13 protein-coding genes are annotated in these 17,466 nt (G+C 41.7%); 2 read left to right on the forward strand and 11 right to left on the reverse strand.

What is annotated here, in order from left to right; all coding sequences use genetic code 11:
- Positions 1–59: 59 nt before the first annotated feature.
- Positions 60–917, reverse strand: coding sequence for a class II fructose-bisphosphate aldolase (locus tag AC4G3K_RS12460; RefSeq protein WP_491077336.1), 858 nt, complete (start codon positions 915–917; stop codon positions 60–62).
- A 170-nt stretch (positions 918–1,087) separates the two neighbouring features.
- Positions 1,088–1,465 carry a response regulator gene (locus AC4G3K_RS12465; RefSeq protein WP_491133494.1) on the reverse strand — a complete coding sequence of 126 codons (378 nt, stop codon included), beginning with the start codon at positions 1,463–1,465 and terminating at the stop codon, positions 1,088–1,090.
- A gap of 215 nt (positions 1,466–1,680) precedes the next feature.
- On the opposite strand from AC4G3K_RS12465, the gene AC4G3K_RS12470 reads away from it, so the two are divergent.
- Positions 1,681–2,226, forward strand: a complete 546-nt coding sequence (locus AC4G3K_RS12470; RefSeq protein ID WP_491133495.1) for a DUF2529 family protein — start codon at positions 1,681–1,683, stop codon at positions 2,224–2,226.
- A gap of 357 nt (positions 2,227–2,583) precedes the next feature.
- Here the strand turns inward: AC4G3K_RS12470 and pyrG are convergent, their stop codons facing one another.
- The 9 genes from pyrG to AC4G3K_RS12515 form a co-directional block, all read right to left on the reverse strand.
- The gene (gene pyrG, locus AC4G3K_RS12475; RefSeq protein WP_491077333.1) at positions 2,584–4,182 is read right to left on the reverse strand and encodes a CTP synthase; all 1,599 of its coding nucleotides are present in this window, start codon (positions 4,180–4,182) and stop codon (positions 2,584–2,586) included.
- A 221-nt stretch (positions 4,183–4,403) separates the two neighbouring features.
- Complete coding sequence (gene rpoE / locus AC4G3K_RS12480) at positions 4,404–4,976, reverse strand: DNA-directed RNA polymerase subunit delta (protein ID WP_491077332.1); 573 nt, start codon at positions 4,974–4,976, stop codon at positions 4,404–4,406.
- A gap of 396 nt (positions 4,977–5,372) precedes the next feature.
- Complete coding sequence (icmF, locus tag AC4G3K_RS12485) at positions 5,373–8,630, reverse strand: fused isobutyryl-CoA mutase/GTPase IcmF (protein WP_491133496.1); 3,258 nt, start codon at positions 8,628–8,630, stop codon at positions 5,373–5,375.
- Positions 8,631–8,651: 21 nt separating this feature from the next.
- Positions 8,652–9,284: a TetR/AcrR family transcriptional regulator gene (locus AC4G3K_RS12490; protein ID WP_491133497.1), complete on the reverse strand. Its 633-nt coding sequence runs from the start codon at positions 9,282–9,284 to the stop codon at positions 8,652–8,654.
- Between the two features lie 85 nt (positions 9,285–9,369).
- Positions 9,370–10,512, reverse strand: coding sequence for an acyl-CoA dehydrogenase (locus tag AC4G3K_RS12495; protein WP_491077329.1), 1,143 nt, complete (start codon positions 10,510–10,512; stop codon positions 9,370–9,372).
- Positions 10,513–10,530: 18 nt separating this feature from the next.
- Positions 10,531–11,670 carry an acyl-CoA dehydrogenase gene (locus tag AC4G3K_RS12500; RefSeq protein WP_491133498.1) on the reverse strand — a complete coding sequence of 380 codons (1,140 nt, stop codon included), beginning with the start codon at positions 11,668–11,670 and terminating at the stop codon, positions 10,531–10,533.
- A gap of 25 nt (positions 11,671–11,695) precedes the next feature.
- Positions 11,696–12,547, reverse strand: coding sequence for a 3-hydroxybutyryl-CoA dehydrogenase (locus AC4G3K_RS12505; protein ID WP_491133499.1), 852 nt, complete (start codon positions 12,545–12,547; stop codon positions 11,696–11,698).
- 17 nt (positions 12,548–12,564) lie between these two features.
- Positions 12,565–13,758 (reverse strand): acetyl-CoA C-acetyltransferase, encoded by a 1,194-nt coding sequence (locus AC4G3K_RS12510; protein ID WP_491133500.1) that lies wholly within the window; start codon positions 13,756–13,758, stop codon positions 12,565–12,567.
- Positions 13,759–13,985: 227 nt separating this feature from the next.
- The gene (locus AC4G3K_RS12515) at positions 13,986–16,097 is read right to left on the reverse strand and encodes a (Fe-S)-binding protein (RefSeq protein WP_491133588.1); all 2,112 of its coding nucleotides are present in this window, start codon (positions 16,095–16,097) and stop codon (positions 13,986–13,988) included.
- Positions 16,098–16,483: 386 nt separating this feature from the next.
- Between AC4G3K_RS12515 and uvsE the strand changes: the two genes are divergently transcribed.
- On the forward strand, positions 16,484–17,443 hold the full coding sequence (gene uvsE / locus AC4G3K_RS12520; protein WP_491133501.1) for a UV DNA damage repair endonuclease UvsE: 960 nt from the start codon (positions 16,484–16,486) through the stop codon (positions 17,441–17,443).
- The last annotated feature ends 23 nt before the right edge of the window (positions 17,444–17,466 follow it).

The raw sequence follows: 17,466 nt of genomic DNA on the forward strand, positions 1-17,466 counted from the left end.
GTAAAATAGTAAAAAAGGAGGATCCCATAATAAATGGGCTCCTCCCGTAAAGATAAGTTTTATGCTCTGTTAGTAGAACCAAATTCACGCATTTTACCAATAACTGTTTCTTTAATGGCTTCACGAGCTGGTCCAAGATATTTACGTGGGTCGTAAACTTCTTTATCTGCTGCCAATACTTCGCGTACTGCTTTAGTAGAAGTAATTTGATTTTCAGTATTTACATTGATTTTAGCAGTTCCAAGAGAAATAGCTTTTTGGATATCGTGTGTAGGAATACCGGATCCACCATGAAGTACTAAAGGCATACCCGTTTCTTTTCCGATTTCTTCCATTTCCTTGAATCCTAGATTTGGCTCGCCTTTGTAAGGTCCATGTACAGAACCCAACGCAGGAGCAAGGCAATCAATATTTGTACGTTTCACAAGGTCTTTACACTCTTCAACGTCAGCATAGATAACGCCATCAGCGATTACGTCATCTTCCTGTCCGCCAACTGTTCCAAGTTCTGCTTCAACAGAAACTCCATTTGCATGAGCATAATCAACCACTTTAGATGTGATTTCAATATTCTCTTCATATGGATGATGAGAAGCATCAATCATAACGGAAGTGAATCCTGCATCAACAGCTTCTTTACATTTTTCAAAGCTAGAACCGTGGTCTAAGTGAATAGCAACCGGAACTGTTGTTTTGTATTCTTCCATTAAGGCTTTTGTCATAGCTACACACACTTTAAAACCGCCCATGTAACGAGCTGCCCCTTCAGAAACCCCTAAGATTACCGGAGATTTTTCTTCCTCAGCAGCTTGAAGAATCGCTTGCGTGTACTCTAAGTTGTTGATGTTAAACTGTCCAACTGCATATCCTTCTTCTTTTGCTTTGTTTAGCATTTCAGTCATTGATACTAAAGGCATTTTTCTTCCTCCTTGTTAATAATAAGATACGAGCCAAACGGCTTCCCTTATCATTTTCCCTAATGGATCGATATGTATTCCCCCTTTTAGCATATTGCTTTTTTAGAGGGAAGTCATCTCTAGCATATCAACTTGTCCTAAAACTATCAACAAGTGTGCAAAATGTACATTTAACTGTCAATATTAGCAACCGGCAAATGATTCTTTACCGCTTTCCTTATATCATCAATATCAAATGGTTTTGCAAAATGCGTTAAAGCTCCCAGGCTCATCGCTTCCTGAATCATATCTAATTCTCCATACGCAGTCATAATTAATACACGAATGTTCTGATCTTCTTCTTTCATTCTTCTTAAAATCTCAATTCCGTCCATCCCGGGAATTTTCATATCCAGTAATACTAAATCAGGTGATTCATTTTTTTGGAGCGCCAATGCCTGCTCTCCATTTGCAGCCAGGTATGTTTGATACCCTTCCTGCTGCAAAACTTCATTCAGTAATATCCGGATGCCAAATTGATCATCAACAATTAAAATTTTTTCATTCATTTTACACAGCTCCTTCTTTCCGTTAGCCTGTATAAACATAGATACGTATAAATCTATAAGTTCTACTAATAGGTAAATAATCCTCTATTCAACTGAAAATGTCTTTCGACAATTTCTGTCTAAGCATTTATACTTTGACAAGAACTAATCATTTTACTACGGTACAACTAAGGATTAGGAGCATCTATTACTATTAAAATTAGGAGTGGACCTAAATGTTGAAAATATTTTTAACTCAATTAAGCGGCATTTATAAAAAAATCGAACAAGATGAACAAGAAAATATGGAAGACGCAGCGAGATTATTAGCTCAGGCTTTAGTAGGTCATGGCACTATTTATTTGCATGGTTTTAAAGAAATGAATGGAATCATCAACCAGGCAATTGATGGCCCTGAACCATTAAAAGGCATGAAACGATTATACAATGGTCAGTATATGGCTCAGGTCGAACAACGGGACCGCGCTATTATTTTTGCACGCTCTGCTAGCGAACCGGAGGCAGTGGCCCTGGCTGAATCTTTGAATGGGCAGCGTATTCCTTTCGTTGCTGTATCCCAGGCACCAACTGCTGACGATATGGATAGCCCAAATCTTGCTAACCTGGCAGATATTCATATTGATATAAAGGCAAACAGAGGCCTTATTCCCAATGAAGATGGGACAAGAAGCGGGATTCCGACCCTTGCTGCCGCTCTCTTTGTTTATCAAGGAATCACTCTGTCAATCGATGAGATCATTAAGGAATATGAAGAAGAATAATTATCCTGTTTGGCCAGAAAATAACTTTACATTACGTAAGCGTATACCGGCAAGTATCTTGTCTGATTTTGTAGAACGAAAGTTTTTCTCTAAAAAGGATTTATCTTTACGGGTGTTTTAGGGTAAGAGTTCATTTCCATTTGGCGCAAAATGTGATAAATGACCTTTTCAGTTTTCTACTGAAGAGGCATTTTCTTTTTTACACACAGTCGCTCTGGTTAATGTAATTCAGACTTAGGTGGTTTTCGTTCGATTTCTTCATCTGTGGATACTCATCTTCCCCCTCATTCCTACAAAAAATAAGGTGTACAGAAAGCCACTGTCAAGCGACTTTCTGTACACCTTTTACTTTATTCCTTATTTTTCGCCAAGTGACGCATGAATGAATTCACGGAACAACGGCTGCGGACGTTGTGGTCTTGATTTGAATTCAGGATGGAATTGAGAAGCAATAAACCATGGGTGATCCTTTAATTCAATAATTTCTACCAGACGTCCATCCGGGCTTGTTCCAGAGAAGATAAAGCCTTGTTTCTCCATATCATCACGGTAATGATTGTTGAACTCATAACGATGGCGGTGGCGCTCATATACCACTTCATCTTGGTAAGCTTCAAATGTTTTCGTTCCAGGAACAATTTTACATGGATATAGTCCAAGTCGAAGAGTTCCTCCAAGGTCCTCGATATCAATTTGTTCAGGAAGTAAGTCAATGATTGGGTTTGTCGTTTCTGGATTAAGTTCAGAAGAATGAGCGTCTTTTAATCCAAGGACGTTACGTGCAAATTCAACAGATGCAAGCTGCATACCCAAGCAGATTCCAAAGAATGGCTTTTTGTTTGTACGGGCATATTCCGTTGCCAGGATTTTTCCTTCAACACCGCGGTCTCCAAATCCACCCGGCACTAAAATACCATCCACATCATCCAGCATTTCATTTACATTTTCTCTATTTACATGTTCTGCATTGATCCATTTAATTTTCACATCTGCATCAAATGCATAACCGGCATGTTTTAATGCTTCTACTACAGAAATATAGGCATCTTGAAGCTCTACATATTTTCCAACAAGACCGATTCTCACTTCTTTGGTCAGGTTCGTTACTTTATGTAGCAACTCTTTCCATTCTGTCATATCTGCATCATTTGTTTGTAATTTTAAATGGTTACAAACAATTTCATCCATTCCTTGTGCCTGAAGATCCAATGGAATGGAATATAATGTTTCCGCATCACGGCACTCAATGACAGAGTTTTTATCAATGTCACAGAACAGAGCAAGCTTGTCTTTCATGTCCTGAGAGATTGGTAATTCTGTACGCACGACGATAATATTTGGCTGAATACCTAAGCTGCGCAATTCTTTAACACTGTGCTGTGTAGGCTTCGTTTTCATTTCACCGGCAGCTTTCAGGTATGGAATCAGTGTACAGTGGATGTATAGGACATTATCGCTGCCAATATCACTCTTAATTTGACGAATCGCTTCAAGGAATGGCAATGATTCAATATCCCCTACAGTTCCGCCGATTTCGGTAATAACGACATCTGCATTTGTATCGTGTCCAGCTTTCATAATTCGCTCTTTAATTTCGTTCGTAATATGAGGAATAACTTGGACAGTTCCGCCTAAATAGTCTCCGCGGCGTTCTTTTTTCAATACATGGGAGTAGACTTTACCTGTTGTTACATTGGAAAGCTTAGATAGATTGATATCAATAAAACGTTCATAGTGACCTAAGTCTAAATCGGTTTCTGCACCATCATCCGTCACGAACACTTCACCATGTTGGTAAGGACTCATGGTTCCTGGGTCCACGTTAATATATGGATCAAATTTTTGGATTGTTACTTTCAATCCTCTGTTTTTTAATAAACGTCCCAGTGAAGCAGCTGTGATTCCTTTACCTAAGGATGATACAACGCCACCCGTAACGAAAATATATTTTGTCATGTATAAAAAACCTCCTAAAGATCGTATTGAATTTATTTAACAAGCACTAAATCTATTCATACAGATTATTTTTTGTTTTTTAATCGGACCTATTCCTAATAAAATAAAAAAAGCTCCCTTGCAAGCAAGGGAGCTTAAATCGCTTAATCGTGTTTCCTTTATTTTAAAGGAGCCCAATGAATATTCTACAAAGATTGACACTTGAAGTCAAGGTTAAAAGATTATAGTTTGTCGTCCTCATCATCTTCATCAATCTCTAATTCTTCTTCCTCTTCTTCATCATCATCAAGATCAAATTCATCCTCAACGAGAACTTCATCCTCGATTAGATCCTCATCATCGTCATCTTCGTCGTCATCTTCATCGATATCGTCGAAGCCAACAATCAACGGTTCATCCTCGTCCTCTTCTTCATCGAAGTCATCAAGATCGTCGAATTCAAGATCTTCATCCACATCATCAAAGTCATCGACAATCGCTTTTTTACCTTTTTTCTTCTTCTTCACTTTAGAAGCTGGAACTGTTTCTTCTTCTACTTGTTCAACAGGATACCATCCTTTTAATCCCCAGCGATTGTCTCCAATGCTGATAAAACGGCCATCAATATTCAAATCTGTATAGAATTGACCCATTTTTTCACTAACTTCTGCATCTGACAAACCAAGCAACTTTTGGATTTTATCCATCATCACCTTAAAATCTATTGCTTCTTTCTTTTCTATAAGTAACACGTTCGCAATTTCAATGTAAGCCATTTCACTTACTTCTTCCTTAGACAGGTTGGCTAGTTTCATTGTTCGCACTTCCTTTCTATCAAATCAACATGAATGCCCAATTATGCATATCCCATTATAACCAAACGATTCATCTATTTGCCACTTTATTTTATCCGTTCTATTCTTTTTCCTGTGGCGGCTTCAATAAAAAGCCATCACAAGGACCAGGAGGAGCACTGACAGGAATTTCATTCAACCCTTTTCCAGTATCCTTTTGTTTCTCCATTATAACCTGCTTTTATGTATCTTATAATAAAAAGCACCACTTTTTTTATCCTACCATACAACCACGCGGTTTTGTTCAATACCTATACACAAATATTGAACAAACTAAAAATCCCTGCTCCTTCTGTCTTTCCGGCAAGAAATGGGGTATAGACCGACAACCGACCTATACTCCCAAACACTGTGTTTTTACATGTTTCTGCGATATTGTCCTCCAACTTCATATAATGCATTTGTGATTTGGCCCAGGCTGGCTGTTCTAACCGTTTCCATTAGCTGCTCAAATATGTTCTCTCCATTAATAGCAGCCTCTTTTAATTGAGTTAAAGCCTTTTCTGCATCGATCTTATGCTGTTCCTTAAAGTACTTCAAATTCGTAATTTGCAAATCCTTTTCTTCTTTTGTTGCACGGGCCAGTTCCATATTATTTACGTCTTCTTCACTTGGAGGATTTGGATTCAAATATGTGTTTACCCCTATAATCGGAAGCTCACCCGAATGCTTTTTCATCTCATAAACAAGAGATTCATCCTGAATCTTTCCACGTTGATACTGCATTTCCATTGCACCAAGGACGCCGCCTCTATCATTAATTCGCTCAAACTCCTGTAAAACAGCTTCTTCGACTAAATCCGTTAATTCTTCTATAAGAAAGGATCCCTGCAGAGAATTTTCATTTTTCATCCAGCCGAATTCTTTCGTCACAATCATTTGTATGGCCATGGCCCGGCGGACGGATTCTTCCGTCGGTGTGGTAATAGCTTCATCATAGGCATTAGTATGCAAAGAATTACAATTATCCTGTAAAGCGAGCAATGCTTGCAGGGTCGTACGGATATCATTAAAATCAATTTCTTGAGCATGCAGGGAACGTCCCGATGTCTGGATGTGATATTTCAGCTTTTGGCTTCGTTCATTTGCGCCATATTTATCTCTCATTACGATCGCCCATATTCGTCTTGCCACACGTCCAAGAACGGTATATTCAGGGTCGAGCCCATTTGAGAAAAAGAAAGAGAGATTAGGAGCAAACGAATCAATATCCATACCTCGGCTTAAATAATATTCTACATACGTAAAACCATTAGATAGGGTAAAAGCCAGCTGTGAAATAGGATTTGCGCCCGCTTCAGCAATATGATACCCCGATATGGAGACGGAATAATAATTTTTCACCTGTTTTTTTACAAAATACTCCTGGATGTCGCCCATCATTTTCAAAGCGAACTCCGTAGAAAAGATACATGTGTTTTGTCCCTGATCTTCCTTTAAGATATCGGCCTGAACCGTCCCTCTGACAACCTGCAGAGTCTCTTCCTTTATGGTTTCCATTTCATCAGGACTCAGACTTCTCCCAAGCTCCACTTGTCTTTTTTCGATTTGCTGATCAATGGCGGTATTCATAAACATGGCAAGAATGATGGGTGCAGGGCCATTGATTGTCATGGAAACGGAAGTACTTGGTGAACATAAATCAAACCCGTCATAGAGTTTTTTCATATCTTCAAGGGTACAAATACTGACACCGCTTTCTCCAACTTTCCCATAAATATCAGGGCGTATATGCGGGTCCTCTCCATACAGAGTGACTGAATCAAAAGCTGTGCTCAGTCGTTTAGCCGTATCATCCTTTGATAAATAATGAAAACGGCGATTTGTTCTCTCTGGTGAACCTTCTCCGGCAAATTGACGCTTCGGATCTTCCTCTTGCCTTTTAAACGGAAAGACGCCAGCTGTAAATGGAAATTTACCCGGAACATTTTCCTTCTGTACCCAGTGAAGAATTTCTCCATAATCCTGAAATTTAGGTAAAGCTACTTTCGGTATGGTCAGACCACTTAATGTAGTAATCTTCAATTCTGTCTTTATTTCTTTATTTCGTACTTTCGTAATCAGTTCTTTTTGTGAATACAAGTCCTTCTGATTGTTCCAGCCATCTATAATGGCTTGTGATTCGTTGGTCAGATTCTGCCTATATTCCTTTTGGAGCTCAAGCAGTGTCTCACTTCCATCTGCTGGATAGCCCTTTTCATTCCATGCCTGTATGGCGCCTTCTATTTGAAATAACCGCCTGGCAATCTGCTGTTGCTCACGTGAATCAGCATGATATTGCTTTACTGTTTCAGCAATTTCACGTAGGTAATATTGACGGTCAGGGGGGATAATGACATTTTGTTTTTCTGTGCGCATGGATGTATGAAATCGGCTTTTGTATTCCTTACCGGTTTTCTTCTCAATGACTTCAAGCAATGCCGCAAAAAGCGCATTTGTCCCCTTATCATTAAACTGACTCGCAATCGTTCCATACACCGGCATCTCAGCCAGATCTTTATCAAAAAGATTGCGGCTGCGCTGGTATTGTTTTTGGACCTGACGCAATGCATCCTCTGATCCTTTTCTTTCAAATTTATTGATAACGATTAAATCGGCAAAATCAATCATGTCTATCTTTTCAAGCTGTGAAGGTGCTCCAAATTCACTGGTCATGATATACATGGAAATATCGCATACTTCCGTTATTGCCGCATCTCCCTGGCCAATTCCGCTTGTCTCAATGATAACGGCATCGAACCCGGCTGCTTTTACGACAGCCACAGCATCTTTAATCGAATCGGACAGCTCTGATCGAGAGTTCCGTGTTGCCAAACTCCTCATATACACACGCGGATGAAAAATGGCATTCATTCTAATTCTGTCTCCAAGCAGCGCTCCGCCCGTTTTTTGCTTCGTTGGATCTATGGAAAGGATGGCGATGTTTTGCTCAGGGATTTCATTAATAAATCGGCGTATTAATTCATCCGTCAGCGAACTTTTACCTGCTCCTCCAGTACCAGTTATCCCAATTACCGGAACCTTGTTACCATGGTTATCCTTTACCTTTAAGAGTTCATCTGACAATGCAGCGGCTTCCTGCCCAGCCAGTAATCCATTTTCCGCCATTGTAATCGCACGCGCTACCGATAATGGCGCCGATACAGAAAGCTTGGCTTCATTTAACTCTTCAAGTGGAGGCAATGAATAATCACACTTACGCATTAACAATTCCATCATGCCCTCGAGGCCCATTTCTCTTCCATCATCCGGTGAAAAAATCCTGGCAATTCCATAATCATGCAGTTCTTTAATCTCTCTCGGAATAATTACGCCGCCACCGCCGCCATAAATACGAATATGACCGGCTCCTCTTTCCTTCAGCAAGTCATACATATACTTAAAAAATTCCACATGGCCTCCCTGATAGGAAGAAACGGCAATCCCCTGAACATCCTCCTGAATGGCAGCATTGACGATCTCTTCAACTGAACGATTATGGCCAAGGTGGATAACTTCCGCCCCTTTTGCCTGAAGAATTCTTCTCATAATATTGATACTGACATCATGTCCGTCAAATAAACTGGAAGCCGTCACAAAACGTACCGGGTGTTTTGGTTTGTATCCTTTATTCATCTATTCATCATTCTCCTTTGCTTATCGATTTTCCCCAGTGGCTAATCCGCTTAAAAGAAGCTGTGTTTGCAACTTAATATATTGATCGATTGTATAGCTTTTTCTTAGTGTCCATCGTCTAAATGCCCACATTTGGCCATGGACGATAATATTATGGGCAAGCAAGTGGATTTGTTTCGGGCTTAAATCAATTTCCTTCTGCTGTACACATGTCTGAATAAGTTCCTCGAACATGTCAGCCATTTCATTTTCTTTATTTAAGACATAGGGCAAGGCTGCCCGACTCAACGATTTGGCTTCTTGATACATCACCAATACTTCATTCTGCATTTCGTCACAGATTCTAAAATAATAGGCGATTCCCAGCTGCAGCCCGGCAAATGTTCCCTCGCTTTCTTCAAGCGCTTTTTGAAGCCGATCCTTCACCTCGTCGTAAATATTGTCACAAACCAAATACAAGATATCATCCTTCGATCTGATGTATTCATAGAGCGTTCCAATACTGAATCCGGCTGCTTTTGCAATCTCCCTGGTCGTTGTCCGGTGGTAGCCTTTTTCTATGAATAAGGAGACCGCCCCCTTGATCATCTCGTCCCGGCGTTTTTTCACAAGCCTCTCATCCTTTACCGAGGCATGAACCTCTATCCGCTTCACCCTTTCACCCACCTAGTCGCTTCGTATTTCTCCTAAACAACCTGTTCTTCCCGGCAGGATATACCAGGAAGAACCCTATGAAAAATTAATTTTTGGTCAGCATTCTTGAGATAACCAGTCTTTGAATTTCCTGTGTTCCTTCATAAATTTGAGTGATTTTTGCATCACGCATAAATCGTTCCACCGGATAGTCCTTGGTATATCCATATCCACCGAATACCTGTACAGCTTCAGTAGTAACCTTCATCGCTGTATCGCCGGCAAATAATTTAGACATAGCAGACTCTTTTCCATATGGAAGCCCCTCGGATTCAAGCCATGCAGCCTGATAGGTTAATAATCTGGAAGCCTCAATACTTGTTGCCATATCTGCAAGCTTAAAGCCCACTCCCTGCTGGGCGGAAATCGGTTTGCCGAATTGGACCCGCTCCTTCGCATAATCGACTGCAGCATCCAGCGCTCCCTGAGCAATCCCGACAGCCTGGGCAGCAATTCCGTTTCGGCCGCCATCCAGGGTCATCATAGCAATCTTAAATCCTTCTCCTTCTTGCCCTAATAAATTTTCCTTCGGTACCTTACACTCTTCAAAAATTATTTCAGTTGTTGGAGACGAACGGATTCCAAGCTTCTTTTCTTTCTTTCCTACACTAAAACCCGGGAAGTCTTTCTCCACAATGAACGCACTTGTACCTTTATGTTTAGAAGACGGATCTGTCAAAGCAAAGACAACATATGTATCTGCCACGCCTCCATTGGTGATGAATATTTTAGAGCCGTTTAAAATATAATGGTCTCCTTCCAAACGCGCAGTTGTTTTCATTGCACCGGAATCTGATCCGGAGCCCGGCTCAGTTAACCCGTACGCTCCAATCTTTTCTCCCTGAGCCATAGGTCTCAAATATTTTTGTTTTTGTTCTTCATTGCCAAATTTATAAATTGGCCAGCCCGCCAACGACGTATGGGCAGACAGGGTAACGCCTGTTGAAGCACATACGCGTGAAAGCTCTTCAATGGCAATACAGTAGGCTACATAATCGCTGCCAATCCCGCCGTACTCCTCTGGCCAAGGAATCCCCGTAAGTCCGAGTTCCGCCATTTTATCAAAAATTTCTCTGTCAAAACGCTCTTCCTCATCTCGTTCTGCTGCAGTTGGCGCCACTTCATTCCGTGCAAAATCTCGGACCATTTTGCGAATCATTTCATGTTCTTCTGATAATTTAAAGTTCATTCTTAGCTCTCCCCTATTCTATTTACCTATTAATTGTTTACTGATTACGATTCGTTGGATTTCACTTGTACCTTCATATATTTCCGTAACTTTCGCATCCCTGAAATAACGTTCTACCGGGTAATCCTCGGTATATCCGTACCCTCCAAAAACCTGTACGGCTTCTGTAGCTACCTCAACTGCTGTTTGCGAGGCAAACAGTTTTGCCATGGAAACTTCCTTCGTACACAGTTGACCCGCATTTTTTAAAGCGGCTGCCTGGTAGACAAGTAATTTGGATGCCTCGATCTTGGTCCCCATATCGGCAAGCTTAAAACCGATGCCTTGTTGATCAGAAATCGGCCTCCCAAATTGGGTACGTGCCTTCGCATATTGGACTGCATGCTGAAAGGCCCCTTCCGCGATTCCGAGTGCCTGGGCGGCAATTCCAATTCTCCCCGTATTTAGATTATTCAGGGCGATGGTTAAACCCTGCCCTTCAGAACCAAGCAGATTTTCTGCTGGCACTCTCATATCCTCAAAGGTGATTTGTACCGTTCTCGAACCATGCAAACCCATTTTGTTTTCATCCTTGCCGATGATCAGACCAGGTGTTTCTTTGTCTACAATAAAAGCGCTGATTCCCTTACTTTCTTTGGAAGGATCCGTGGAGGCAAAAACAATATAGACATCTGCCTCTCCCCCATTGGTAATGAAAACTTTTGTACCATTGATGATATAGTCTCCATTCTTTTTAACTGCTCTTGATTTCAATGAACCTGCATCTGATCCTGCGCTCGGTTCTGTTAAACAGAAGGCTCCCAGATATTCCCCGCTTGCAAGCTTAGGTATATACGCCTTTTTTTGTTCTTCATTGCCAAAATTCAAAATTGGGTAGGTTCCAACAGATGTATGGACGGACAAAATTACACCAACTGCTGGACTTATTTTTGAAATTTCATGAATCGCTGTAATATAAGAGATAAAATCCATCCCAGCCCCACCGTACTCCTCGGGAATAGGGATGCCCATCAATCCGAGCTCCGCCATTTTGGATACAATCTCCCTCGGAAATATCCCTGCTTCCATCTTTGGCACAAATGGTTCGATTTCCTTGTTGGCGAATTCACGAACCATTTTTCTCATCATTTGCTGTTCATCCGTAAATCTATATTCCATGCAGACAGCCCCCTTTTGGACTAACTTAGTTGTATTGATAAAAGCCTCTTCCGGATTTCTTACCGAGCCATCCAGCACCCACATACTTACGCAACAGCGGACATGGCCGGTATTTGTCATCTCCAAGACCTTCATGCAAGGTCTCCATAATGTACAAACAAGTATCAAGGCCGATAAAATCTGCGAGCTGAAGAGGGCCCATCGGATGATTCATCCCGAGCTTCATGACTTCATCGATTGCTTCTTTGGTAGCGACCCCTTCATATAACGTGAAAATGGCCTCGTTAATCATCGGCATAAGTACACGGTTAGACACAAATCCAGGGAAGTCATTTACTTCCACCGGGATTTTCCCGAGCACACTAGCGGTCTTCTCAATCATTTCGTACACTTCATCCGAAGTTGCGAGCCCACGAATGATCTCGACAAGCTTCATAACGGGTACAGGATTCATAAAATGCATCCCGATTACCCGTTCCGGGCGCTCAGTAGCCGCTGCAATTTCTGTAATCGGTAAGGAAGAGGTATTCGTAGCAAGTATGGCATGTTCCGGTGCCACTTCATCAAGCTGCTTGAAAAGTTGCTTTTTGAGATCCATTTTCTCGGTGGCCGCTTCAATCACCAGGTCCACATGACCTGCGTTATTTAAATCAGTAGAGGGGGTGAATTTCCTCAGGATCTCAAGCCTCTTCTCTTCATCCAATCGTCCTTTTTCCACTTGCCTTACTAGATTGTTTTCAATCGTATCCATACCTTTTTTTACGTACTCTTCCTTTATGTCATGAAGAAACACATCAAATCCAGCTACCGCACATACCTGGGCAATCCCAGAGCCCATTTGCCCGGCACCGATAACCATTATTTTTTTAATTTCCATCCCTGATCCCCCCGTTCTTACTCTGTTACTTTTGGCACTTCGATCATGATTGCATCGCCCTGCCCACCGCCGCTGCAAATTGATGCAATTCCGATACCGCCACCACGTCTTTTCAGTTCATACATGAGAGTAAGAATGATTCGTGCTCCACTTGCCCCAATCGGATGGCCAAGCGCGACTGCTCCGCCATTTACATTTACTTTTTCCGTATCCAGATTAGCAAGTTTTCCACTCGCCAATACCACCGCTGCAAATGCTTCATTCACTTCAAATAAATCAATCTCATTGAGCGATTTTCCTGTCTTCTCAAGAAGCTCATTAATGACTAATCCAGGGGTTTTAGGAAAATCCTTTGCTTCAACTGCAATCTCGGCATGACCGATAATCGTTGCACCTATGCGGTAGCCTTCCTGGTGCGCTTTATCCCCACTCATTAAAACGAGCGCCCCTGCCCCGTCATTAATTCCTGGTGCATTGCCAGCCGTTATCGTTCCATCCCGATCAAACGCCGGTTTCAATGAACTCAACTTTTCTAATGTCGTATCCTTTCGCGGAGCTTCATCGATCTCCACCTTAATAGGGGCACCTTTACGCTGTTTGACCGTTACTGGAACAATCTCTTCCTGCAGACGTCCGGATTCGATGGCCTGGATCGCCTTTTGATGGCTATGATAAGCCCATTTATCCTGGTCAATCCTCGATAATTCCAGATCAGCCGCTGTGCTGTTGCCGTAGGAGCCCATATGCGCTCCGGTAAAGCTGCATGTCAAACCATCATGGACCATCATATCGACCAATGCCGTATCTCCCATACGAGCTCCCCATCTTGCTTTCGGAAGAATATATGGAGCATTACTCATTGATTCCATTCCACCGGCCACAATAATCTCTTCTTCACCAAGCCGAATAATCTGGTCTGCGAGTGTCACACTTCGCATACCGGAAGCACAGACTTTATTAATTGTTTCCGTCTTGACCGACCATGGAAGCTCGGCTTTCCTTGATGCCTGGCGTGAAACAATTTGGCCTTGGCCTCCCTGCAAGACGCAGCCCATAATCACTTCATCTACATCTTCCCCTTTAACTCCTGCACGTTCTAAAGCTTCTTTTATAGCGATACCGCCTAAATCTGAAGCTGTTAAACTACTTAATGCTCCCCCAAACTTTCCAAAAGGCGTTCTTGCACCATCAATAATTACGGTTTTCCCCATCGTTTTCCCTCCGCTTATAAATTTCTTCCTTCGGTTAATTGACTGAACGCTCGCTCGTCGATGACTGAAATTATGTAAGCGCTTTAATTTGGTATAATTGTATTTTACTGTAAATAAGAAAGAAACGGAAATGTTTACACAATATTTCGAAAACAAATAGTTGCGTACATTTCCGTTTCTGCCTCATCTATTACTACTATATGAACCCCTACATATATCGGTGAAAATTAAGATACAAGCTCCCTTTGTTCCCCAAACACCGCTTTTTCAAGCAGTTCTGCCACATCATATGTTTTAACTTCTTCTTCCACTTCCTTCGCCTTTGTACCGTCACTTAGCATCGTTAAGCAATATGGACAACCGGAACTGATAACCGTTGGGTTTACTTCTAAGGCCTGCTCTGTACGGGCAACATTGATACGGTGACCTGTTTCCTCTTCCATCCACATTAATCCTCCGCCCGCTCCGCAGCACATTCCATTTTCACGATTTCGTTCAATTTCTACAAACGATGCTCCTGGAATTGCTTTTAAAATATCCCGCGGTGCATCATACACATCGTTGTATCTTCCCAAGTAACAGGAATCATGGAAAGTAATTTTCTCATTTACTTCATGAACCGGTTTTAATCTGCCATCCTTCACCAAATCGGCGAGCACTTGCGTATGGTGATAAATCTCTGCCTGTAAACCGGAGTCCGGATATTCATTCTTAAAGATATTGAAAGCATGCGGATCGATTGTCACAATCTTTTTGACCTCGTTTTTCTCGAATTCTTCAATATTCTTTGTGGCCAGCTCCTGGAACAGGAATTCGTTGCCAAGGCGGCGCGGTGTATCTCCGGAATTTTTCTCCTTATTGCCTAGAATGGCAAACTTTATGCCCGCTTCATTTAATAGCTTGGCAAAGGATAAGGCGATTTTTTGTGAACGATTATCATAAGATCCCATGGAGCCCACCCAGAATAGATATTCAAACTCCTCACCGGATTTCTTCATTTCTTTCACGGTCGGTACGACTACATCCTCACGTGCTTCCCGCCAATCCTCACGCTCTTTACGGTTTAATCCCCAAGGATTTCCCTGACGTTCAATATTTTGCATCGCACGCTGAGCATCAGCAGGTACTTTCCCTTCAGTCAATACAAGATATCTGCGCATATCGATAATTGCCCCGACATGTTCATTCATAACCGGACATTGATCCTCACAGTTACGGCATGTTGTACATGCCCAAAGCTCTTCCTCTGTAATAACTTCTCCCACCAAGGCTGGATTGTACATTTCTGTCGTTGCTGCTGTTTCCGCAACACCCGCACCCTGAGCGGCCAACGCAATTTGATTGCCTTTTGTATTGCCGAATACGAAGGAAGGAACCCACGGTTCTTTCCTTGTGACTGCAGCGCCTGTAAAGGTTAAATGGTCACGCATTTTAATTAAAACATCCATTGGTGACAGCATTTTTCCTGTACCTGTTGCCGGACACATATTGGTACAGCGCCCGCATTCCACACACGCGTATAAATCAACGAGCTGCAGATCCGTAAAGTCCTGAATCTTTCCTACTCCGTAAGTCTCTTGTGTTTCATCCTCAAAATCTATTTTCTTTAATTTTGGAGGAGTCAGTCTGTGTAAGTAAACATTGGCCGGCCCTGCAATTAAATGCGCATGTTTGGATTGAGGGATATACACTAAGAACGTCAAAATGAAAAGTAAGTGTATCCACCAGGCTACATAGAATACAGTTATGGCAGCTGACTCATTCATCCAGCCAAGCGCCATCGCAATCGTTGAAGCAATTGGCTCAGACCAATGAAGCTCCCCGCCGTGCCAAATGATTGCTGCTCCATTTGCCACGAGTGTCGCCAGCATCAATCCTCCGATAAAGATCAGAACAAGCCCGGATTTAAATCCCCTTTTAAGCCGGACAAGCTTCTCGATATAACGGCGGTAGAATGCCCAAACAACAGCCACCAGCACTAGGAGAACAACTATCTCCTGGAAAAAAGTAAAAATCGGATATATAGGTCCCAATGGTAAATGGGATCCCGGTTTAATTCCCTTCCAGATTAAATCGATGGCTCCAAATTGGACAAGGATAAAACCATAAAAGAAGAGCACATGCATCGTTCCGCTTTTCTTATCTTTAAGTAGTTTTTTCTGCCCAAATACAAACACCCAAATCTTTTCCAACCGCTTTTTTACGTCATTATCAAACTCTGTTTTCTTCCCGAGTTTAATATAGGCTATTCTTGTCCTAATCAGATACACGAACAGCCAACCTGCGTAAGCGGTTACAAGTGCAGCCGCAATTAAGTTGATCCATAGAAGACCATTCATCTCCATTCTCTTTCGCCCCTTTTGCTACCAAAAGCATTATTTAAAAGATATATCCAACATGAACTCGTAATACCTAATCCAGTATAGTATAGCTATATTTTATATAATGAATGAGCATTCAGTCAATCGTTAATTTACATATTTTAGATTAATTATTAAAACATGGTAAATATAATCTATATATTCCGAGAAGACAATCTTAGATTTATTTTGACATTTAGAGTCATACTAAGTTGAGTATATTCTTATTTGAGTTAATGAACTTTGGGGATACTTCCATAGACGCGTACAGATTTCGAAAATATAGCGTTTTATGCCTGTCCCCTCACCTTATAGCTCTAAACACGGTGGTTACGTAAATACCCGGAAAGGAATGGCAATTATTTATGGATATTCGTTTTGGATACGTCTCTACTGCTCTAAATCTTTGGAATTCTACTCCTTCAAAAACGATAACCTATACGCGTTGGAGCGGATTGCCCTTAGAGGAGCAACTTGATCGATTAATCATGATTACCAAACAGAACATTGAAACAACCAAACGAATCCTCCATTATAATATTGCTCATGAAATACCGATCTATCGTTTCTCCAGCTCAATTGTCCCCCTCGCAACTCATCCGGAAGTGAGATGGGACTATATAACGCCGTTTAATAGAGATTGGGCAGAGATTGGTGAACTGGTGCGGAAATACAACTTGCGCGTCAGTTTCCATCCAAATGCCTTTACACTTTTTACCTCTCCCAATCATGATGTGACGGATAAGGCAGTTGAAGACATGGTATATCATTATAAAATGCTGGAGGCTATGGGAATGCCGGAGCAAGCGCTTATAAATATCCATGTTGGCGGATCTTACGGAGATAAACAAGCAGCCATTCGGAGGTTTTATGCCAATAGCCGGAAAATTCCGGAAGCCATTAAACAGCGGATGACGCTTGAAAATGATGATAAGACCTATACAACAGAAGAGACTCTTCAAGTTTGTGAACATGAAAATATCCCGCTCTTATTTGACTATCACCATCATATCGCAAACCCTTCACTTATCTCACTGGAGGAGTTGCTGCCGCGTATTCTTCAGACATGGGAAAAAAGGGGCTGGAAGCCTAAGATCCACATCTCCTCTCCCAGATCGGAAAAGGAAATCCGGGCACATGCGACTAATGTGGATGTAGATTTTATCCTGCCATTCATCCACCTGCTGAAATCCACGGGAATTTCTGAAATTGACTTCATTATCGAGGCAAAAAATAAAGATATCGCAATGATGAAACTGATAGAAGATTTGGCTTCCTTACGCGGGATTAATCGGATTAATGGCGGCAGTATTAGGATTAAATAAATACTTGGACTTATCCTCCTCCC

The sequence above is a fragment of the Bacillus sp. z26 genome (assembly GCF_058313635.1).